The organism is Halalkalibacterium ligniniphilum (assembly GCF_000334155.1).
Classification (GTDB): Bacteria; Bacillota; Bacilli; order Bacillales; family Bacillaceae_D; genus Halalkalibacterium; species Halalkalibacterium ligniniphilum.
In genome coordinates this window covers 12609-35764 of the sequence record NZ_ANNK01000092.1, presented here as the reverse complement: position 1 = coordinate 35764, position 23156 = coordinate 12609, and the positions used below count along the sequence as shown (strand labels likewise).

16 protein-coding genes and 1 pseudogene are annotated in these 23156 nt (G+C 40.5%); 12 read left to right on the top strand and 5 right to left on the bottom strand.

What is annotated here, in order from left to right; genetic code table 11:
• Positions 1–40 precede the first annotated feature (40 nt).
• From paaI to cysI, 5 genes are all read left to right on the top strand, one after another.
• On the top strand, positions 41–436 hold the full coding sequence (gene paaI, locus BLT_RS0111060; protein WP_017727858.1) for a hydroxyphenylacetyl-CoA thioesterase PaaI: 396 nt from the start codon (positions 41–43) through the stop codon (positions 434–436).
• A 401-nt stretch (positions 437–837) separates the two neighbouring features.
• On the top strand, positions 838–2115 hold the full coding sequence (locus BLT_RS0111055; RefSeq protein WP_017727857.1) for an MFS transporter: 1278 nt from the start codon (positions 838–840) through the stop codon (positions 2113–2115).
• 897 nt (positions 2116–3012) lie between these two features.
• Complete coding sequence (pdxR, locus tag BLT_RS0111040) at positions 3013–4452, top strand: MocR-like pyridoxine biosynthesis transcription factor PdxR (protein ID WP_017727855.1); 1440 nt, start codon at positions 3013–3015, stop codon at positions 4450–4452.
• A gap of 551 nt (positions 4453–5003) precedes the next feature.
• The gene (locus BLT_RS0111035) at positions 5004–6821 is read left to right on the top strand and encodes an assimilatory sulfite reductase (NADPH) flavoprotein subunit (RefSeq protein WP_017727854.1); all 1818 of its coding nucleotides are present in this window, start codon (positions 5004–5006) and stop codon (positions 6819–6821) included.
• A gap of 24 nt (positions 6822–6845) precedes the next feature.
• On the top strand, positions 6846–8564 hold the full coding sequence (gene cysI / locus BLT_RS0111030; protein ID WP_017727853.1) for an assimilatory sulfite reductase (NADPH) hemoprotein subunit: 1719 nt from the start codon (positions 6846–6848) through the stop codon (positions 8562–8564).
• A 162-nt stretch (positions 8565–8726) separates the two neighbouring features.
• Here cysI and BLT_RS0111025 read toward each other — a convergent pair whose 3' ends face one another.
• Complete coding sequence (locus BLT_RS0111025; RefSeq protein WP_017727852.1) at positions 8727–9683, bottom strand: carbon-nitrogen hydrolase family protein; 957 nt, start codon at positions 9681–9683, stop codon at positions 8727–8729.
• Between the two features lie 213 nt (positions 9684–9896).
• Between BLT_RS0111025 and BLT_RS0111020 the strand changes: the two genes are divergently transcribed.
• From BLT_RS0111020 to parC, 7 genes and pseudogenes are all read left to right on the top strand, one after another.
• On the top strand, positions 9897–10157 hold the full coding sequence (locus tag BLT_RS0111020) for a hypothetical protein (RefSeq protein WP_017727851.1): 261 nt from the start codon (positions 9897–9899) through the stop codon (positions 10155–10157).
• A gap of 182 nt (positions 10158–10339) precedes the next feature.
• Positions 10340–11110, top strand: coding sequence for a 2,4-dienoyl-CoA reductase (gene fadH, locus BLT_RS0111015; RefSeq protein ID WP_017727850.1), 771 nt, complete (start codon positions 10340–10342; stop codon positions 11108–11110).
• A 291-nt stretch (positions 11111–11401) separates the two neighbouring features.
• Complete coding sequence (locus BLT_RS0111010) at positions 11402–12037, top strand: VOC family protein (protein WP_017727849.1); 636 nt, start codon at positions 11402–11404, stop codon at positions 12035–12037.
• A 132-nt stretch (positions 12038–12169) separates the two neighbouring features.
• Positions 12170–12718: pseudogene (locus tag BLT_RS21785) on the top strand (DsbA family oxidoreductase); the annotation flags it as partial.
• A gap of 559 nt (positions 12719–13277) precedes the next feature.
• Entirely contained in the window at positions 13278–13691 is a 414-nt protein-coding gene (locus tag BLT_RS0111000) for a CoA-binding protein (RefSeq protein ID WP_017727847.1), read from the top strand.
• A gap of 255 nt (positions 13692–13946) precedes the next feature.
• The gene (gene parE / locus BLT_RS0110990; protein WP_017727845.1) at positions 13947–15917 is read left to right on the top strand and encodes a DNA topoisomerase IV subunit B; all 1971 of its coding nucleotides are present in this window, start codon (positions 13947–13949) and stop codon (positions 15915–15917) included.
• 2 nt (positions 15918–15919) lie between these two features.
• The gene (parC, locus tag BLT_RS0110985; RefSeq protein ID WP_017727844.1) at positions 15920–18367 is read left to right on the top strand and encodes a DNA topoisomerase IV subunit A; all 2448 of its coding nucleotides are present in this window, start codon (positions 15920–15922) and stop codon (positions 18365–18367) included.
• A gap of 340 nt (positions 18368–18707) precedes the next feature.
• Here parC and mimD read toward each other — a convergent pair whose 3' ends face one another.
• From mimD to BLT_RS0110965, 4 genes are all read right to left on the bottom strand, one after another.
• Entirely contained in the window at positions 18708–19034 is a 327-nt protein-coding gene (gene mimD, locus BLT_RS0110980) for a propane 2-monooxygenase effector subunit MimD (RefSeq protein ID WP_017727842.1), read from the bottom strand.
• The gene (locus BLT_RS0110975; RefSeq protein WP_017727841.1) at positions 19031–20119 is read right to left on the bottom strand and encodes a hypothetical protein; all 1089 of its coding nucleotides are present in this window, start codon (positions 20117–20119) and stop codon (positions 19031–19033) included. Before BLT_RS0110975 ends, mimD begins: the two co-directional genes overlap by 4 nt.
• Before the next feature lie 58 nt (positions 20120–20177).
• On the bottom strand, positions 20178–21212 hold the full coding sequence (locus tag BLT_RS0110970) for an NADH:ubiquinone reductase (Na(+)-transporting) subunit F (protein WP_017727840.1): 1035 nt from the start codon (positions 21210–21212) through the stop codon (positions 20178–20180).
• A gap of 95 nt (positions 21213–21307) precedes the next feature.
• Complete coding sequence (locus BLT_RS0110965; protein ID WP_017727839.1) at positions 21308–22966, bottom strand: methane monooxygenase; 1659 nt, start codon at positions 22964–22966, stop codon at positions 21308–21310.
• Positions 22967–23156: the final 190 nt, after the last annotated feature.

Here is a 23156-nt window from a genome sequence, read left to right as displayed (position 1 = left end):
TATTTAAGTGGATTTAAGATGAGAGGAAGGGACGTTAACATTGGAGAAAATCTTAGAGCATTTCAAAAATGATACGTTTGCAAATTTGTTAGGAATGAAAATACAAAAAGTGGAGGTGGGCTATGCAGAGGTCACAATGAACATTACGGAAAATATGCTAAATTTCCACAGTACGGCAAATGGAGGTGCGATATTTTCTCTTGCTGATGCTGCCTTTGCTTATGCCAGTAATTCTCACGGACAAACAGCTGTTGGCATCACAATGACGATGCATTATGTACAAGCAAGTGCTGTTGGTGATCAGTTAACCGCCACTGCCACAGAAGATACAAGATCAAAACGGTTAGGATTATATCGAATTGAAGTCACGAATCAAACGGGGAAATTGGTCGCTTTGGCAGAGGGACTGGTCTACCGGAAAGAGAAACGATTTTAAGGAAAAATTGTAAGGATATTAGGAGCAGGCATGGAAATAATTCTGAAAGTAATGACAAGTCAGCTTCTTTGTGATTTTAAAAATCTGCGCTGATATTAGCTTTTTTATGGTTCAGATTAAAAGGAATGAGGCCTGATGCTGTAGATACATCAACCCATTATATCTTTTAAGATTGTGTTTAGCAGGTTTGATTTTTATCTCAATTTTCATAACAATTCTAATCAACCTTCCCTTAAGCTATTAATTAATGATTTAATGATTTAATAAGACTAGGTGGTTGCCGGATAAAACGTTGCTAAAATCAGCTCATCATAGTGATTCGGTAAGATGTTAAGCGTTTTCAAATAGATTAAAAGAAATACAGCAAAAGTGTTAGAGTCTAAGCTAAGAAGGTGTCTCTGATGAAGAAAGTCTCTCTCCATAAAGGGTGGTTCATTTTAGCAATCACGGTGTTAAATATCTTCGCCTGTTTAGGGTTAGGTCGCTTCTCTTTAGGAGCGATTCTCCCATTTATGAGAGAAGGGTTGGTGTTAACGTATACAGAGGCCGGGATCATTGCTTCTGCCGTTTTTTTAGGTTATTTACTTAGTGTGATTTCGGTTGGTTATTTTGTCCAGCGTTTTTCAACAAAAAACGTCATTCTTGCTGCATTGCTTGTTTTATCATTAGGGATGACGCTCAGTGTTGTTGCATTTAATTTTTGGATGGCCTATGTCTCCTTGTTTATCATCGGACTCGGTTCAGGAGGCGTTAATGTCCCTTCACTTAGTCTGATCAGAAGATGGTTTTCGCAAAAATATCGCGGGATGGCTTTGGGGATCACCAATTCAGGATCAGGGTTGGGTATGTTTGCTAGCGGTTTTTTAGTCCCTATGCTTATGCTTATTAGTAATGAGGGGTGGAGAATAAGCTGGGGTGCGCTTGCTGGAGCAGTCATCGTCATTTTTTTATTAAACCTTTTCTTTCTTATTGAAGATCCTCGTATGTTAAACGTGTTACCTGTTGGTCAAAAGGAGCTAAGCGAAAAAGAAGAAACGGTTCAGATAGGGCATGGAAACCTTAAAGCTGAAAGTCATTTAATCGAGCATGTGTATCGTAGCAAATGGATTTTCTCTATTGGTCTCATTTATTTTACGTGGGGGTTTTCTTACTTAATTTATTCTACATTTTTTATAGATTATTTAATAAATGACGCAGCGATAGAATCGACCACGGCTGGACAATTTTTCGCGATTGCTGGGGTTGTGAGTATTGTTAGCGGGTTTATTTGGGGGAGCCTTTCCGATAGAATCGGTCGAATGCTTACCTTATTTATTGTTTATTTTTGTCAAGCTACTTTATTGCTGGCCTTTGTTTTTACGACACATCCATCGATTATCTTTATTGAAACGTTGCTTTACGCATTAACACTTTGGGCCGTTCCTACAGTCATTGTGGCCGCGGTAAGTGATATGACAAAAGTTGAAAAAACATCCGCTAGTATCGGCTTTATTACCCTCATGTTTGGAATCGGTCAATGGATTTCACCTGTCATCTCAGGAGCTCTCATTGACTTTTACAGCAGCTATACCATTGCTTTTTATTTATCAGCAGGTATTTGCTACGCTGGCAGCATTGGTTGCATCGTCGTACACCTAAAGCTTTTAAAATCACCTTTTTCGCAATCAGTAGAGGTGTAAGCAGGTGAAGTTTGAAGAGTAGACGGCATTGACTGGTTCAAATGACCAGCATGCCGTTTTATGTTTATAAAGGATCGATTTTTTAGTAACAGGAAGGGTTCCTATTATTTAGACTTTAGAGAGTGCCACGCCATATTAGGATACTTCTCATGCCAAAGTGGCTGGGGGAAATCCTTTAAAATTGGATGGTTTTTTTTGTGTTTGAACATTGTAAGCTAAATTGTAAACCCTAAAGCTAAAATTAGGAGGGCGAGATGAAGATTTTAATTTTTATAGCCTTAATTATTTGTGTCATAGCACTTGTCATCACTTTAATGCTTACGAAGGTTGAGGACACGAGCTATAGCAGTAATAAAAGCATGTCCAATCTTTCTGCAATCTATTTTTTATTGGGCCCGATAATGATCTTAGTTGTAATACTAGGTTTGATTTTGCTGTGATTAAAAGCAAAGGTAACGTAAAAAGCGTATCATGCAAAATGGTTGGAATCGCAATTAATTGAAATAGATGAGATAGATAAGTTAGTTATTTAAAAAAAGCTTCTCGGGTGTCTTTTTTTATCTAATTGCTTTTACATTTTTCTTGAGAATCGCTTGTTTTTCACGATTTTCAGGTCGTTGATGTTCCTTTTCAAACAACACGGTTGTTACTCATAAATCACTTGCCGTTCTCTTCTGTTGATAAAAACGATTCCCTCCGTTGTTAATTTGCTAATTTTAGAGCTGGAAACTGTGCGTAAAATCGTCTCAAACCTAGCTGCTTGTTATCACCATTCAAGGAAGCAATGATTCTCCTGCTGTTCAAATTCTGTTAAAAGCAATGAAGGGGTTTTACTATAATCGTCTAATTCAATTATAATAATGTATAAAGAGATATACTGGTAGGTGTAGAGAAGAAATGGACTGGAGACCGAATCGTGCAGATAAAAAGCCCATATACAAGCAGATTGCAGATTATTTTGAACAGGGAATTTCTTCGGGAATCTTTCCACCCGACAGCATGCTACCTTCAGAACGAGCTCTTGCAATGGAGCTACAGGTAAATCGCAGCACAGTCGTAGCTGCCTATGAGGAGCTACAATCAATTGGAGTAGTGGAGCGGAAAAAAGGAAGTGGAACACGAGTTAGTGCAGATATATGGGGTATATCTCATAAGCGTATCCCTAATTGGGGGAGGTATGTGGAGGATGGTTCTTTTTTGCCCAATCTCCCATTAGTTCAACGAATTCGTAAGGAAACTGAAAAAAAGGAACTAATTAATTTAGCCAGTGGTGAATTGGCATCACCACTATTTCCAACTGAACAATTTCAAAAGATCCTTTCTGAGCAGCCTTTTACGGGTCATCTCGGCTACGATCATCCGCAAGGTAATATGGTGTTACGGGACACGATTTCTGCTCACGTAAAAGAATACAAGGATATAGATACGAATGCCTCTTCTATTCTAATCACCTCGGGTGCCCAGCAGGCTCTTAATCTTATTGTTCAGTGCCTTTTAAAGCCGAGGGACGCGGTGGCAATTGAGGATCCATCATATTGCTTTTCCCTGCCAATTTTCCAGTCGGCAGGACTAAGGATTTTCCATTTACCTATGGATAAGCACGGGATAGATCCAGATGATCTGATATCTTTACATAGAAAGCACCGGATACGAATGGTCTTTTTAAATCCTGACCATCATAACCCTACTGGTTCCGTGCTTTCTTTGGCTCGTCGAAAGCGAGTTCTAGAATTATCAGCCGAGTTTGGCATTCCAATCATTGAAGATGATCCCTACAGTTTAACTACCTTTGATGGAAAGGTGAATCCAACCTTAAAATCCATGGACCATAATGGAAACATCTTATATATTAGTTCGCTATCGAAAATCGTTGCATCTGGGTTGAGAATTGGTTGGGTAATTGGTCCTCCTCAAGTGATTCAACGCTTAGCTGATGCGAAACAACAAGTTGACTTTGGCCATAGTGTTTTCCCACAATGGATAGCGAATGAATTTGTAGGGTCAAAGCACTTCATCACACATATTTTGGCGCTTCGCAAAGAATTGAAGCGCCAAAAAGATGTGATGACTGCTAGTCTCAACGCACGATTAAGTGAACAAACGGAGTTTATCGTGCCAAAGGGTGGAATCCATTTGTGGTGCAAGTTAAACGAAAACGTTAATGAATACCATTTACTTGAGGAATCAATGAAAAGAGGAGTAGCTTTCGTACCGGGCAGTATTTTTGGTTCAAAAAAGGGATACGTTCGATTTACTTTCGGTCGTGGTGAAACCCATTTAATTCGGGAGGGTATCACACGATTTGCAGATGCTTTCTATAGTATTCAACAACTTTGAGGACAATGATTTCAATTTTATTACTGATAATATGATTACAGACATTCTCTAAATGATTCATGAACTTCGCATGAATCGTTTTTTTGTTAAACCTTGCTTACATTGTCATGCAAAGCTTAAATTCTTAAAGTGGATGGGTAAATTAACTCGATATTGGCAGGTTTCATTTGTTTTACTTTTCTTATTATAATAGAATAAGTAATTACTTATTAATTCTCCTGATTCACTTGGTATTATGTATTAGTAGTTAGGAATAAACTTCTTACTGATAAAATGCAATACGACAATAAAAATAAGTTGGACTCTGCAGTGCCTGTGAAGAGGATGGACGAATATCTCTTAAAAGCTAGCATTCTTGATATTGGGGAATCTCTCTTTTTCAATTTACTTGGAACTTGCTTGGATTATAGATTTAGTATTTAGAAAATGCTATGTTTTCTTGATAGTCCAAAAGGTTTGAGCTGGTAAGACCACCTTTTTTTATTGACTAAGTTGAAGGAGACATTCATTAGGGAAAGTGAATAAATTTATTTTTTATAAGGGGTGATATTTTGGATTTTCATGTTAAAAACAGTCCATTTAATGAGGAGCAGGTAGAGTCTCTTAACCGTCTTTTGCCAACTCTCACCGAGCTACAAAAAGTTTGGCTGAGTGGTTACTTAACCGCTCAGCTTTCCGTTCCCATGCTAACTGAGTCGGAAACACAGACAACCGAACTCCCGGCACAAAGCAACAACAATACAAAGTCGAAGGAAGTAACAATCCTATACGGATCACAAACAGGGAATTCTCAGAAACTTGCTGAGGATGCAGGCAAGAAGCTTGAAGGGATTGGGTTTCAAGTAACTGTAACTCCCATGAATGACTTCAAAAATAATAACTTAAAAAAAGTACAAAACCTATTGATTGTCGTGAGTACACATGGAGAAGGAGAACCTCCAGATAATGCACTTTCGTTTTACGAATTTCTTCATAGCAAGCGGGCACCGAAGCTTGACAATCTCTGCTTTTCCGTTTTGTCATTAGGCGATAGCTCATATGAGTTTTTCTGTAAGACCGGGAAAGATTTCGACCAACAGCTGGAAAAGCAAGGAGGTCAACGAATTTTTCCACGTGTTGACTGCGATATTGATTTCGAAGAGCCAGCGGCTAGGTGGCTTGAAGGAGTGATGAATGGTTTAGGAGAAGTGCAAGGTGGAAACACAGAAACGATCCAAGCTGCTACACCTAAGACAGTGGAATCACCGTATTCAAGAACGAATCCATTTAGAGCAGAGGTCCTTGAAAATATTAATTTAAATGGGCGCGGCTCGAACAAAGAAACGCGTCATATTGAACTTTCGATAGAAGGCTCTGGGTTTACATATGAGCCAGGTGACGTTGTTGGTATTTACCCGTCAAATGATCCCGCTCTTATAGATATGCTTCTTCAAGAATTAAATTTAAATCCAGATGATTCTGTTACGGTCAATAAACAAGGGGATACATACTCGCTTAAAGAAGCGCTCATCTCCTATTTTGAAATCAACTTAACAAAATCAACGCTTGAGCAGGCCGTGAAATTCTCAGCAAATAAAGAGCTGAGCAAACTTTTGTTACCTGAAAATAAAAAAAGATTAAAAGCCTATATAGACGGTCGTGACTTGCTTGATTTAGTTCGAGACTTTGGTATCTCTGATGTAAAGGCACAGGAGTTCGTATCGATTCTCCGTAAACAGCGAGCACGCCTATATTCTATTGCTAGTAGTTTATTAGCAAACCCAGATGAAGTTCATTTGACTATCGGTGCCGTACGGTATGAAGCACATGGCCGTGAGAGAAAAGGGGTCTGCTCTACCTATTGTGCAGAGCGTATCCAGCCTGGGGATACGTTACCTATATACATCCAAAGTAACAAGCAATTTAAGCTACCGGAAGATCCGAATGCTTCAATCATCATGGTTGGTCCAGGGACAGGAATTGCTCCTTTTCGTTCTTTCATGCAGGAGCGTGAGGAAACAGGAGCGCAAGGCAAATCGTGGATGTTTTTTGGCGACCAGCATTTCACCTCAGATTTTCTTTATCAAACAGAGTGGCAAAAATGGTTGAAAGACGGCGTGCTAACAAAAATGGATGTTGCATTTTCACGCGACACCGATAAAAAAATATATGTACAGCATCGGATGCTTGAGCAAAGAAAGGAATTGTTCGCATGGATTCAAGAAGGGGCGTCTGTCTACGTTTGTGGTGACAAAACAAATATGGCGAAAGATGTCCATCATGCACTAATTAACATCATTGAAACAGAAGGAAATATGACCCACGAGGAAGCGGAAGCGTATCTTGCCAACATGATACAACAAAAACGTTATCAACGTGATATTTACTAATTTGAATTGAAAGGAGTTTTTTATATGGTAAATCCGAGTTTAAAAGCGCCAGAAGGACCTCCAAGCGATGTCGAGCGTATAAAGAAAGAAAGTAACTATTTACGCGGTTCGTTGGTTGAATCCATGCTCGAGCCAATTAGCGCTGGAATTCCTGATGATGACAATCGGCTCATGAAATTTCACGGCAGCTATTTACAAGATGATCGTGATGTTCGTAAGGAACGCCAAAAACAAAAACTGGAACCTGCATACCAGTTTATGGTGCGTGTCCGTAGACCAGGTGGAGTCGCAACTCCTGATCAATGGCTTGTTTTGGATGATCTTGCTCAAAAGTATGGAAACGGGACTTTAAAGCTATCTACACGGCAAGCGTTCCAAATGCATGGGATTGTCAAGTGGAATATGAAAAAAACGATGCAGGAAATCAATGCTGCACTTATGGATACGATCGCAGCGTGCGGCGATGTCAACCGCAATGTAATGTGTAATCCGAACCCATATCAATCAGAAATTCATGGCGAAGTGTATCAGTGGGCTAACTTATTAAGCGACCGATTATTGCCGCGTACAAGAGCTTATCATGAGATTTGGCTGAATGATGAAAAAGTAGCGGGTTCTCCTGAAATGGAAGAAGTTGAACCAATGTATGGGCCTCTTTATTTACCGAGAAAGTTTAAAATTGGTATTGCTGTTCCGCCATCGAATGATATTGATGTTTTTTCCCAGGATATTGGGCTTATTGCTATCGTTGAAAACAATAAACTTATCGGCTTTAATGTGGCAATCGGTGGTGGTATGGGGATGACGCATGGTGATAAAAAGACATATCCGCAGCTTGCCAAGGTTATCGGCTTCTGTACACCTGATCAAATCTATGATGTAGCTGAAAAAATTATTACAATACAACGGGACTATGGAAACCGCTCAGAACGTAGCAATGCTCGGTTTAAGTACACTGTTGACCGTCTCGGCTTGGAAACTGTAAAAAACGAATTAGAAAATCGTCTAGGTTGGAGCCTTGATGAAGCTAAACCATTTCATTTCGATCATAACGGCGATCGCTACGGATGGGTGGAAGGCATTCAAGGAACATGGCATTTAACGTTGTTTGTTGAAGGTGGTCGTATTGCCGATTTTGGTGATTATAAGCTAATGACCGGTTTGCGTGAAATTGCCAAAATCCATACTGGTGATTTTCGTCTTACTGCTAATCAAAACCTAGTGATTGCGAACGTATCAAGCGATAAAAAGAAGGAGATAAGCGAATTAATTGAACAATACGGGTTAACGGATGGAAAGCATTACAGCGCGTTACGCCGAAATTCATTATCTTGCGTGGCACTTCCAACGTGTGGTTTAGCGATGGCAGAGGCAGAACGTTATTTGCCTGTTCTTCTTGACAAAGTTGAGGAGATTGTAGAAGAAAATGGCCTTCATAATGATGAAATTACCATTCGGATGACAGGCTGCCCAAACGGTTGTGCCCGCCATGCACTAGGTGAAATTGGGTTTATCGGAAAATCCCCTGGCAAGTATAACATGTATCTTGGAGCAGCCTTTGATGGTAGCAGACTGAGTAAAATTTATCGAGAAAACATTGGTGAAGAAGAAATATTAAGTGAGCTGCGCGTGCTTCTATCTCATTATGCAAAGGAGCGTAATGAGGGTGAGCATTTCGGTGATTTTGTCATCCGTATGGGAATAGTTAAGGCAACTACAGATGGAACGAATTTTCATGATTAAGATTAAATTGGAGGAGGCAGGGACACAGCCCTGTCTCTTTTTTTTACTTGTTTAAATATGATAAGAGTACAAGAAGGGTATAGCATCATTTAAAAACTGGGTAAGATGTATTCTAAAATTGATTCTTCATCAATTCGGGAATAGGCTGTGTTTAAATGGTTGCTACTTGCCCCATTTGACGCTCTCCTTTTTATCCTCATTTACTAAGAGCTGAAAGACGTCAGGTCTTGAGTAATGACCCACCACGTCAAAATCAAATTGGCTGTAAGCAATATCTTGTATATTAAGGTCAGCAATAAGCATTTCCTCTTTCCCCCAAACAGGTTCCTTAATGTATTCTCCTAGCGGCCCAACAATCGCGCTTCCTCCTAAACACATTTCACTAGGTGAAGATGCTAGCTCCTCATAACAAGCCAAATCGGTAGGGTACATCTCCTTTTTTACATATTGATTGCAAGACAATACGAAGCATCTGCCTTCTGCTGCAATATGTCGAATAGTAGACTGCCACAATTCTCTAGCATCTGCTGTAGGAGCGATATAAATTTGAACACCTTTAGCATACATGGCAGCTCTAGCTAAAGGCATGTAATTTTCCCAGCATATCAATGCACCTATTTTACCGTAAGGAGTTTCAAAAACAGGAAGGGTACTGCCGTCTCCTTCACCCCAAATCAACCGTTCCGAACCAGTAGGTTTTAATTTTCGGTGCTTTCCAAGCAGTGTCCCGTCAGGTCCAAAAAATAATACAGAGCAATATAGAGTACCACCACTATATTCACTATCTCTTTCAATTACGCCAATAACAAGGTAAACACCTGCTTTACGTGCTGCTTCTCCTAGCCTCTTGGTTGATTCACCTGGCACAAGAATGGAATTTTCCCAATAACGAAGCCAATCTTTTCTACCCTCAGGAGAACGAGATCCAACTGTTGCACCAAAGTTTAGTCCTCTAGGATATGCTGGGATAAATGCTTCAGGAAATACAACTAAATCTACTCCTTTCTCCCCTGCTTCTATAGTTAGAGAAACGGCCTTTTCTACACTTGCTTCTCGATCCATAATGACCGATGCAGCCTGGACAACTGCTACTCGTAAATGCTGATTTTGATTTTTCATAACATATCCTCCTCTTTATAGTGAAAATTTGTAATTTAATGATAATTGAAAGAAACCTCTTTGTACCCATCCAATTGATAGGCGAGTAACTAATCCAATTTTATCGTTATGGAGAAAGTGATTTAACATTTAAGAAGCGTTTTCTTCAAAGTGATAAAGATGAACACATTATCATACTCTTTACATTTGCAGCACGACAAAAAGGTGAAAATGATGGGGGGAATCAAATTTAAACGAAATGTTTCTCTGATGAGTTATGGAAAGTCATCATATAAAACTAACATTAGAGCGAGCCATATTACCTTGAAACATATGCAAGATAGATTAAGAGGACAAGTATTTTCTGATCCAGTCAAGTATCTAAAAGAACAGTGTATGTCTAAGAAAAGAGTTGAAGGAAAAACAAATTTTGATGCATTGTTAGAGAACGATACAGGAATTTTCCTAGAAGTAGGCTCTACTATGATAAAGTGAACGAATATCAGATTGACCTAACCTCTCTGGTCATAGATTTACCCGCATACAAAGGAGCGGATTTGTAAAATTGCTAGGAGGAGTTTTCGTGAATGAAGTCGAACTAGTATAAAACAAACGTATTTTTGTGATGAAAAGTGAATGAGTCACCATTCAAAACTTTAGTAAAAGGGGCTTGAGTCATGAAAGGACAATCCATTATTGTAACAGGTGGCAGTAACGGGATGGGGAAAGCAATGGCGAAGCGCTTTGTTGAACTAGGAGCAAATGTAACGATTAGCGGACGGAATCATGAACGCTTAGAAGCAGCGAAAAAAGAAATAGAAGGGGGAGCAGGACAAGTCCTAACGGTACAAATGGACGTACGTGATCCAGAACATGTCGATCGTATGATAGCCGAAACGAAAAAGGCATTTGGCCGGATCGATGGCTTGGTGAATAACGCTGCTGGAAATTTTTTGTGCGCTGCAGAGGATTTGTCTCATAATGGTTGGAAAGCGGTTGTGGATATCGTTCTTCATGGAACTTGGTACTGCACACAAGCAGTGGGGAAGGAATGGATTGCAAATGATCAACAAGGAAGTGTCGTGAACATGGTCGCTTCCTATGCGTGGACAGCCGGACCAGGTGTCGTTCATTCGGCTAGTGCCAAGGCAGGCGTTTTGGCGATGACGCGCAGCCTTGCGGTGGAATGGGGAACGAAATACGGAATCCGTTTAAACGCTATTTCTCCAGGGATTATTGAAGGTACAGGAGGAGCTGAGAAGCTGATTCCAAGTGAAGAAGCACATCAAGCGCTTCTTGACAGCATTCCATCTCGACGCTTTGGAACATTAGAAGAAGTTGCAGGGGTTGCAGCGTTTTTATTTTCCTCAGAAGCTCAATACATGAATGGGGAGTGCCTGACACTAGATGGTGGACAGTGGCTGAAAGGGGCCGCATTTAAATTTTAGTTTATGAACCTTACATAACTACAAAGCTTTAAACCGTAGGTAACGAGTCTCGTGATTGACACAAAAAATGTAAGCGCTTAATATTTAGGAGAGTCATTTATTTTTAGTACGAGGTTAACAGCTTTTTTGAATCCCCTCCTGTTTAGATCGAGGACCAGTTAATGTTTGAGTCTGTACTCAGAAATTTACTGGTCATTTTTTATAGATATACCTTAGGCCTTAGAAGGTTGAGGTAATGATCGCTCTTTTGTCATACAATGGAATTATGTCTATTTTAAGGAGGGTGTTCGAATGGAATTTGAAGGGGTTACGTTTTCAACGACAAAGCTTGAGCGTTTAAAAGCATTCTACACAAAAACACTCGAACTTCCTCTAACTCATGAGACTGCAGAGGATTTCTCAGTGCTTGTTGGTCACACACTTCTCACCTTTGAAGCCTATGAAGGAGAAGGTGATCCATTCTATCATTTTGCCATGAATATACCTTCAAACAAAGTGAACGAGGCAAAGACGTGGCTAGAACAGCGTGTTACATTAAAAGAGTATAAAAATAACCCGATTGTTTCATTTAAAAGCTGGAATGCGCATGCTCTCTATTTTGAAGATCCGGCTGGAAACATTGTCGAGCTAATCGCAAGGCATAATTTAAACCAAAGAATAGATGTGCCGTTTGATTCACAGGCCCTTCAATGCATTAGTGAAGTGGGCATTGTTACCTGTGACCTTGATGCTCAAACGAAGCAATTTGAACGAATGGGTGTTCCGGTTTGGGATCAAGGAAGCGAGCATTTTCGTGCCCTCGGAAACGAAAACGGTCTATTTATTGCCGTATCAGACAATCGTCTCTGGTTTATGTCAGAACGAAAATCTGAACTATATCCGCTCACCATCCAAACGAGAACAAACGGGAAGCTTGTCTTTATGTAAAGTGGGCTCATAAGCAAATTTTTTCAGCTTTTTTGGTTCATTTGATATGATGAAGGTAATCATAAGAATGAGGTGACAGACATGTCCGTAAAGATTCGTATTTATTCTGATTTTGTTTGACCCTTTTGTTTTTTAGCGGAGGCTCCGCTTCAGGAAGCTATAAAAGGAAAGGACGTTGAAGTTGACTGGATGCCTTTTGAGCTTAGGCCTTATCCACAAGAAACCTTAAGTCCAAAAGATGAGTACATCCAACATGCTTGGCATAACAACATCGCTCCTCTTGCTAAGAGCCTTGGGGTAACGATGAATATGCCTTCTATCGACCCTTATCCTTATACCTTTTACGCACATGAAGGTCTACTTTTTGCAAAGGATTATGGCAAAGGGAATGAATATGCAGATGCAGTATTTCGGGCCTTATACCACGATGGACAGGATATTGGTTCCATTGAAGTATTAGCAGCTGTAGCCGAATCGATTGGACTTAATCAAAAGGCCTTTATTGAGGTGCTTGAAACACGTAAAAATAGTGATAGAAGAGCGGCTTTAGTCAGGGAAGCGTACACAACTGCTCAGGTACGTGCCGTTCCAACTTTTGACATTGGTGGTCAAGTATTAACGGGCCTTCAATCAAAGCAGGCAATCGAAGAAGCGATCAAGGAAGCTGAGAATAATCATTAATTTTTTCATCAATGTAGCTGTCTTATAAGGCATACCCCATTTTCTTTAACCCAAGGGGCCTTTAAGGCAGCTTTTTTAAACAATTGAAGAGAGAGGAATAAATGATGTTGAGATATTTATTCTAGGTGTTTTAATGATTCTTCCAACAGTTTTTATGAGGTTATTTCCATAAATTAAACGGTTATAACGATAAGTATTGTGGTAGTAATTGGACTAAGGAAACGTTCATCATCAATCAGATGAAATCTACAACTTTTTCAAAGAAACTGACGTAAGAAAAAATGTCGATTCTATGATGATGATAATCATATTAACAGGTATAAATTTAATGGAGATACAAACCATCTTAACACGGCTGCTTTTCTCGTCGACAGGGATGAAGTTGAATGGATTACTTCGGTTGAGTAAATAGTCCCTATATATGACAGTAGGAACGATTGTTTTTAATTAAAGAACAATTGATCTATATTCTTTTTAACAATAGCAGGAAATTCACAGGTGCATGGTGAATAAGTTTGCATAGCATGTGAAACGATACATTGATAAGGAGGAATGACGAATGGCAATTAAAAATCCATCCGATGATAAAATTAAGGAAATCTTACATACGAGTAAGCGAATTGCGGTCGTCGGACTGTCCGCAAATCCAGAGCGAACATCCTATATGATTTCTGAGGCAATGAAAAATGCCGGCTATGAGATCATTCCTGTTAACCCGTCGGTAGACGAGGTGCTTGGGGAGAAAGCAGTCGCAACTCTTCAAGACATTGAAGGTCCAGTTGATATTGTGAATGTTTTTCGCCGAAGTGAATTTTTACCTGAAATTGCAAAAGATACAGTTGATATCGGAGCGAAAATATTTTGGGCACAGCTAGGGGTGGAAAATGAAGAAGCCTACGATTATTTGCAAGAGCATGGTGTCACAACTGTGATGAACCGCTGCATTAAAGTGGAGCATGCAAAATTCAAATAAACACAACGTCCCGGGCTTTAGCTTGGGGCGTTTTTCAAATGAGTTTACTACTAAAAACGTGCCTTTTAATTTAAAAAACTTTAACGAGATTCATATCCGACTTTTTACTCAGATAGAAGAGGGTTTCATGAAAAAGGTTGCGAATACTGAGATTAACGCTACAATGAATATGCGTAGAGATAAAGAATTGAATGAAACAAATGTTCGTATATGCTATGATAGTTGAAGCAAGTTTGGTTGAAAGGAGTACCGATTTTGGTAAAGAAACAGCAACTGGATTATAACGATGATGCAATTCAAGTACTAGAAGGACTGGAGGCTGTTCGAAAGCGTCCAGGGATGTATATTGGTAGTACCGATTATCGCGGACTTCATCACCTTGTTTATGAAATTGTAGATAATGCCGTAGATGAAGCACTTGCAGGCTACGGCTCTTATATAAATGTCACCATTCATAAGGATAATAGTATTTCCGTTTCGGATGAAGGACGTGGGATGCCGACGGGAATGCATAAAATGGGCAAGCCCACACCGGAGGTTATCTTAACTGTTCTTCATGCTGGGGGGAAATTTGGGCAAGGTGGCTATGCCACAAGTGGGGGTCTCCATGGGGTTGGTGCTTCTGTCGTTAACGCACTATCAGAGTGGCTTGTTGTGGAGATTAAGCGGGACGGCTTCATCTTCAAGCAACGATTTGAACATGGTGGAAAGCCAGTAACGACGTTAGAAAAGCTAGGAAAAACACGGAAAACAGGAACAACGATTCACTTTAAGCCAGATACGACGATATTTAGTGTAACAACCTTTAATTTCGAGACACTTTCTGAACGCTTACGAGAAGCGGCATTTTTATTAAAAGGTTTGAAAATTGAGCTTGTTGATTTACGAGAGGACAATCTCCAAGAAGTCTTTTACTATGAAAATGGTATCGAAGCTTTTGTTGAATATCTTAACGAAGACAAAGAAACCCTTCATCCCGTCGTTTTCTTTAGTGGAGAAAGCCACAATATTGAAGTTGAGTTTGCTTTTCAGTTTAACGATGGTTATACGGAAAACGTCTTGTCTTTTGTTAATAATGTTCGAACAAAGGATGGCGGGACCCATGAGCTTGGGGCCAAAACGGCCATGACACGTGCTGTGAACGAATATGCGCGTAAGGTAAAGCTTTTAAAAGAAAAAGAGAAAAATTTGGACGGATCAGACATTCGCGAAGGTTTTACAGCGATTGTTTCCGTTCGTGTTCCCGAAGCCAATCTCCAATTTGAAGGACAAACAAAAGGGAAGCTCGGAACGCCAGAAGCACGTTCAGCGGTTGATGGCCTTGTTTCTGAAAAGCTAAGCTATTTTTTTGAGGAAAATCCAGAGATGAGTGCTATGCTCATTAAAAAAGCAATTAAAGCAGCACAGGCGCGTGAAGCAGCAAGAAAAGCAAGAGAGGATGCGCGAAACGGTAAAAAAAGCAGACGCAGAGATGTGTTGCTTTCAGGTAAATTAACACCAGCACAATCGAAAAACCCTGAGCGCAATGAGCTGTACCTTGTGGAGGGAGATTCTGCTGGGGGTTCGGCAAAGCAAGGCCGCGACCGAAAGTTTCAAGCTGTCCTTCCCCTAAGAGGAAAGGTCATTAATACGGAAAAAGCGAAGCTTGAAGACATTATGAAAAACGAGGAAATCCGTACGATCATTCATACGATCGGTGCAGGCGTAGGGGCAGACTTTACGCTTGAAGATGTGAATTACGATAAAATCGTGATCATGACAGACGCAGATACAGATGGTGCACATATTCAAGTGCTGCTCCTTACATTCTTTTACCGGTATATGCGCCCACTAGTAGAAGCAGGAAAGGTATATATTGCCCTGCCGCCACTATACAAGGTAAGCAAAGGTTCAGGTAAAAAGGAAGTGATCGAATATGCGTGGGATGAGCGTGAATTGCATCATGCAACAGCTAAGGTCGGTCGTGGATATACCCTCCAGCGTTACAAAGGTCTTGGGGAGATGAATGCAACCCAGCTTTGGGAAACGACCATGAACCCTGAAACACGTACGTTAATTCGCGTACGCATTGACGATGCAGCAAGAGCGGAAAAACGTGTCTCAACTTTAATGGGAGATAAGGTAGAGCCTCGCAGAAAATGGATTGAATCCCATGTGGCGTTTGGACTTGAAGAGGAGTCAAACATCTTAGAAAACGAAAACTTAGCAGTCATTGAGGAGGAGTAAGTTTGACACAGTCAGAGCGATACTTAGACCTTCCTTTAGAAGAGGTAATTGGTGACAGATTTGGTCGCTACAGTAAATATATTATTCAAGAACGGGCACTTCCTGATGTAAGAGATGGGTTAAAGCCTGTTCAACGCCGAATTTTGTATGCGATGTACAAGGACGGCAACACGGCAGAAAAGCCGTTTCGTAAATCAGCGAAGACAGTAGGAAACGTGATCGGAAACTATCATCCACATGGTGACTCATCTGTCTATGATGCAATGATTCGAATGAGTCAAGAATGGAAGGTTCGTAATCTTCTTGTCGATATGCACGGAAACAATGGTTCCATTGATGGCGATCCACCTGCAGCTATGCGTTACACCGAGGCCAGATTGTCGAAAATTTCATCCCAGCTCTTACGTGATATTGAAAAGAATACGGTCGAGTTTATTCCGAACTTCGATGATTCAGATCAAGAGCCTATCGTCCTTCCAGCCATGTTTCCAAACCTTCTTGTCAATGGCTCTACAGGAATTTCTGCAGGGTATGCCACAGACATTCCACCCCATCATTTAAGTGAAATCATTGATGGCGTCATTATGCAAATGGAGAAATCGTCGACAACACTTGATGATTTAATGACAGTGATCAAAGGCCCAGATTTCCCTACTGGGGGAATTGTGCAAGGTATTGATGGAATCCGTCAGGCGTATCAAACAGGGAAAGGCAAAATTGTTGTTCGTGCAAAAACGGAGATTGAGGAACTTCGTGGCGGTCGCGAGCAAATTGTGATTACAGAGATACCATATGAAGTCATTAAAGCAAACCTCGTCAAAAAAATGGATGAGCTTCGCTTTGACAAAAAAGTTGACGGGATCGCGGAGGTTCGAGATGAAACAGATCGAACAGGTCTTCGCATTGTTGTGGAGTTGAAAAAGGAAGCAGATGCTCAGTCGATTTTAAACTATTTATTTAAAAATACAGATTTGCAAATTACATATAATTTCAATATGGTGGCCATTCATAACAAAGCTCCAAAGCTAATGGGGTTGCAAGCGCTTATTCAAGCATACATTGACCATCAAAAAGAAGTGACCACTCGCCGCTCTGAGTACGAGCTTCGCAAAGCAAAAGACCGTCAGCATATCGTTCATGGGTTAATGAAGGCCATCTCAATCCTTGACGAAGTGATTACGACGATCCGTGCATCGAGAGATAAAAAGGATGCAAAAGATAATCTCATTCAATCCTTTCAATTTACAGAAGCACAAGCGGAAGCCATCGTTACCTTACAGCTTTACCGCTTAACAAATACAGACATTACAACGCTTGAAGAAGAAGCGGCAGAGCTTGAAAGAAAAATTCACGAATTAGAATCCATTCTAGCTAGCGAGAAAAAGCTTATTCATGTCATCAAAAAGGACTTATTGGCAATTAAAAAAGAATTTGCAGATGACCGCCGCACGGTGATCAAAAAAGAAATTGAAGAAATTAAAATTAATATGGAAGTCCTTGTGCCGTCTGAGGATGTCATGGTGACCGTAACGAAGGAAGGCTATGTGAAGCGAACGAGCATCCGATCCTACACCGCTTCAAATGGTGAGCCACCTGGGATGAAAGAAGGAGATTACCTCCTTGGTCACTTTGAAATGAATACAACGGACACCTTGCTATTGTTCACAAAATTAGGGAACTATTTGTATTTACCAGTCCATCAGCTACCTGATTTTCGTTGGAAGGATAACGGACAGCATGTAGCCAATCTTGTTTCTCTCGATAAAGAAGACGAAATCATTGAGGCACTTCCGGTAAAAGAATTTAGTGAAGAGCATTCCCTTCTCTTTATCACTAAAAACGGAATGACCAAGCGCTCACAGCTTTCCTTGTATCAGGCACAGCGCTACTCTAAACCATTGATGGCTGTGAAGCTAAAGGATGAGGATGAGGTCGTAACGGTTCGGCTAACAGATGGTAAGCAAGAGCTGTTTATTGCTACTGAACTAGGATATGGCTTATGGTTCAACGAAGAAGAGATAAGCCTTGTTGGCCAGCGAGCTGCAGGGGTAAAAGGGATGAATTTAAAAGAGGGTGACAAGGTCGTTGACGCCACAACCTTCTCTTTAGATGAAACGGTTGAATTTCTTTTAGTTACGCAGCGCGGGGCTGTAAAGAAAATGTCGATAAAGGAATTTGATAAATCCTCGAGGGCAAAGCGTGGCCTTGTGATGCTTCGAGAATTAAAATCCAATCCTCATCGTGTGATTGCATGCAAGCATGTCCTATCGGGCGATGAAACGTACCACGTACGCACGGAAAAAGGAAAGGTCGAGGCAATTATACCCGCAACCTATCGAAACAGCGACCGCTATAGCAACGGATCTTTCGTTATTGATAGTACAGCTGATGGAAACGTCGTAGAAGTATGGAAAATCATTGATACGAGTGTACAGAAAACCGATGAGTGACAGCTTATCGGTTTTTTTAAAAAGATAACTCTTGGTTTACGTTTATAATCACTTTTTCTGTCTCGGCGTTACAATCAGGTAAAGCTTAAATTTTTTAATCTTTTGTAATAGCCTATGGAGGGATTTCTTAATAAAGAGGGTACAGTTGGTGTACAATAAGAGCTGTAATACAGATAAAGTGAACCATAAATGTCTTATACCTATGTAGCTATGAAAGTGGAAACCACTGAAGCGCACCAATTTATTCAATCTTTTAAAGCTGCTCTAGGTAAGGAAAGGCTTTGTATTGTGACAAAAAAGTAAGCAGAGGGCTGGTAAAAGACCCGCTGCTCTTTTTGCGTTAAAACCCGATATACTCTTTTGCGTCTTCGGGATTTGCAAATAAAATGATTTTATCGTCAAGCATGACCATGCGTCCATAGTGTGTAGACATTTCAACCTGAAACAAATAAGGGTCAAACTCTCGTCCCAACGCTTCACTAATTTCTGTCATACAAAACTCTAATTTCTCTGTTCCATCAATACGAATCATGGCTGGATAATGTGTCACTTTAATGCCATCTTTTTCTGCCATAATTTCTGCAATCACTCGTCCCTCAACGCTGTCACTAAGCGTAACGCCGCATTTGTTATTAAACCCTTTCTCAAGTTTTTTGTTGCTTATCATAATGTAACCCCCTTTGGTAATTCTAGGTTTAGCGCATTTAAAATCGTTTGGAAACGCTGCTCTGCTCTGCTATATGCGTTAGGGAAGGTCGTTACCTTCACACGAGGCTGTGACCAGATGGGTTGCAACTGTTTAGCGGCCTTGACACACATGGGAACGTACTTGGCTAGCCATTGCTGGGCAACCTGTTTATTATATTTTCCATGTTCGGGATCTTGTAAAAACGTGTAGAACATTTCAAGCGTATAGTCGAGATTTCGTTCATAGTCTCCTTCCGCCGTTGCAACAATGGTTGGAGTGACGAAATCACCGTGGGATGCGGCGAATTGCATGAGAAAACCGCTACGGAATAGTTCACTCACTAAAGGCTCATAAATTAAATTCGCTGCAAAAACTTGTTCGGCCCAGTCTGTTGAAGCAGTAAAATTTTCTACCACTTCACGTACCCCTTGCCATTCATTGTTTTTTAACCAATGCTGTTTTCCTGCGGCTTCATCAAATTCAATTTCATTTGCGATATTCATGATATAGAGGGCAAGGTCCTGTCCATAACGTAATTTGTCAGAGGCATTCACAAGGATTGCATTATTAATCATTTGACTCATGCCATCACGCTGCGCACATTGAAACACCATCCCTAAACCGTATTCAGCGTGTTTTGAAGCGCTTAAATGATTTTGTAAAATTTTAACCCAGCCAACATCCATATTGTTAAAGGATTCTTCTGCTCTCGCGTTTTGAATCGTTAAATTAATTTGCTTCTCAATTGAGGCAACACGGATGTAGTGAGTCCGCTCCCATTCACCATTTGGATCACGGAATTCATGCCAATTTGAGCTCTTAATTTTTGTCCTTTTGTCACTGTACGCAGGTGTCCCGTCCGAAAAAGAAATAATCCATCCTTGAATTAGGTATCGTTCAGGATCAGGCTGGACATCTACCGTAATATTTTCATACAACGTCGCTCTCCGACCTTGTGGCTCAAAATAGTTGAACTTTCTGCTCGTACTGCCAGCGAACTTTTTAGCACCAGCTTCAGCAGATTTCCTCGAGCTTTTGTCAACTTCAACTTGAGATTTGCTCATTTTTTTACCTCCCATTAATCGTGGTTTTGTCCATTTGCATGAGATGACAATCCTATTATTAAACAGATGCGGGCACAAACTTATCAAAGAAAATTCGATCTGAAGTTACACCCTTACGTTTAAGAACTTCAATCGAAGCATCAATCATCGGCGCAGGTCCACATAGAAAAGCTTCTAAATCACTCTTTGCAAGACTTGGGTCGATATGGCGTTCAAGTACTTCGGTGATTAGTCCTGTTTCTCCGTCCCAATTATCCGAAGGGTCTGATTCGGAGAGGGCGGGGATAAATGTAAAGTCCTCTAACTTACTTGCAATCTGCTTAAACTTTTCTAAATAAAATAAATCATTTTTCGTACGAGCACCGTAAAAAAATGTCACCTTTCGTTTCACATTTTTTTCAGCCATATCGTTAAGGATCGACCATAACGGAGCCATGCCAGAACCCCCACCAAGAAGGATTATATCTCCAGTATTTTCATCACGGCGTATACAGTTTCCAAAGGGTCCTCGAATCGTGAGTTGATCTCCCAACTTCAACTTTTCATCGAGTAAGGTTGAAAACTTACCACCTTTGAAAATTTTAATCATAAACTCCAGTCGATTGGATTGACTTGGCGTGTTTGCCATTGAATAGGAGCGATACGTATCCTCTCCTGGAAGGTATATATCAACAAATTGTCCAGAATGGAAGGTTAGTTGCTCTGAATTTTCTATTTTCAAGGATAGTTTGCGGATATCGTGTGTGAGAGACTCAATCTTTTCAACGACGGTAGAGCAAGTTTTTATCGGTACAGACATTTTTAATGCTTCTTCATCAAATTGTAGTAATTCAACAGTTAAGTCACTGTAGGGGATTGTTTTGCAGAGAAGGACATAGCCTTCTTCTTTTTCCATCTCATTAAGTGCGAAAGTAGAGTAGCGCTCCATTTCAATGTCCCCATCAATTAACATTGACTTACAGGTCGAGCATTGCCCCTCCTTGCAGCCATGCATCAAGGCAATCCCCTGCCGAAAAGCTGCTTCAAGAACCGTTTCATCTTCTTCGACTTCCATTTCAATTCCAACTGGCTCAAGTGTAACTTTGTAAGTCATGAACAGTTCCCCCCTGTGTTTTAAACACCAGCTCCGGTGATTCCTAATAGGTGGAGCTGATGTTTAATTATTTTAAAAAGATCGATACGATTTAACTAAATTGGTTTAATCGTAAACCCAGCTTGGTAATCTTTGATATGCTTTTCACGCTGCACTGGGTCCATTGCTCGTAAATCTACAAGGGGACTCCTGAACTCATACCCTTTTAAATGCTCAAGCTTCCACATTTTATCATCATCAAAATGAAGATGAGGCTGTGGCACTAACGTTTCTCCGTCTGATCGAACGAAGCCTAGATCTTGAAGAATGTCAGCTAAATCCATACCGTGATAAAGCTCTTCCCATTCTCTTTTTCCACTAAAGCGTCCCATTGCTGGAGTAGGACGACCGTTGTAATTGTCTGCGAAAGCGACTTTATGTGTCCAGCGGCATTGCTCGGAACAATAGGTGTATAACTCGCCATCCACTTCATCAACAACAAAATCTTCACGGATAACACATGGTACCATACAGCTCCAACAACGGTGAGGATATTGGTAACCAACGTCCGCAAACGCGATTGGTGTCTTACCAGGCTCAGAAAGTGCGCGATAGTGCTCCCACCATGTGCCAAATTCGTTGTACCAGCCAGGGTATTTAGACTCAAACCACTCATAATCATATTCGTTAAGAGAGCCAATTCTCCAAAAGTTTACTGGCCAACCCGTTGCGAAAAATTGAGCGACTTTGTGAACATAATTCTTTTTCGTTATACGCTCCCAAGCAGCTGCTACATCATCATGGTGAATTTTTAAGCCATATTTTTCTAGCGGGATCATGTAGCTACGATAATAGTCTTCATAAATCCACTTTTCCCACAGATCAGCATAGGATTCCTTATCTTTCCGTCGATCCGTCGTACCATATTCTATGATTGTGCCGATCGCTGCATCAACGATTGCGTGATTTTGCCAGAAAGCATAACGCATATCCCGTTCTAATAGATCATGGTTGTCAGGTTCATTCAAGACCATCATTAACGTCCCATAACCATTGTTAATATGGCGTGATTCATCAGACTGAACCGATAAGAAGATGGAAGGAAGTGCATAATCACCATTTGCAGCTGCTTCTGATGGCATCGCAACAAATAACGTGTTGGTAAAAGCTGTCTCAGCGACAATTTGCAAATAAATATTTGCAGCTGTAATGGAATCACCTGTAATAAAACCTTCACCAAATTGACGCCCGATTGTCGTAGCATAACATTTTCCAAATGCTTTTTGTGTAATGTCGAAACCAGCAGGATCAATATAGTTCTCCATGTACCATTTCTTCAAGTTCATCTGAATGGTTGAGTGTCGGAACTCATCAATCATTTGCATTGTGTAGCCATTTTTTAACTCGTCATTGGGTACAACGTTCGTTAATAACGCCATAGACCGAGCTGCAGAAATTTCGGGGAATGGAATGATAGCCAAAAAGAGTTTCATCCATTCAATCCAGCGAGGCTCTGCATTACGGAACATGTTTCCGCGTAAAGCAGCGTCCATGGCTCCGTAAACTCGGTTATCCTTCTCTTCTTCCATCCCGAAATACGAATTCAATACTTGCTTCATGGTGTCTTTTGGTGCTTTGGAAAACTTGTAATCTGTCGGATACTTGATGGCTTCCTGGGCGTAGTCAGGTGTCCATGCCAAGTCCTTCACGCGTTTATGAGCCTCACTGATGCTCATATTGCGTTGAGACCTAATTTTCGACAACGATGTTGCCATAAGCTTATTCCTCCTCTTACATATTTTTTAGAAAAGAATCGTTACATTCTTTTCAACCATTTTCTTATGCAAATCTGATGCCAATTTATAAAAGCGATGGACGCATATAATTAGGAAAGTAATAATAAGTTGAATGAAAATTTAGGCGAAGTAAAGAGACGATCGTTGGTAGATGATCATCCTTCAAACT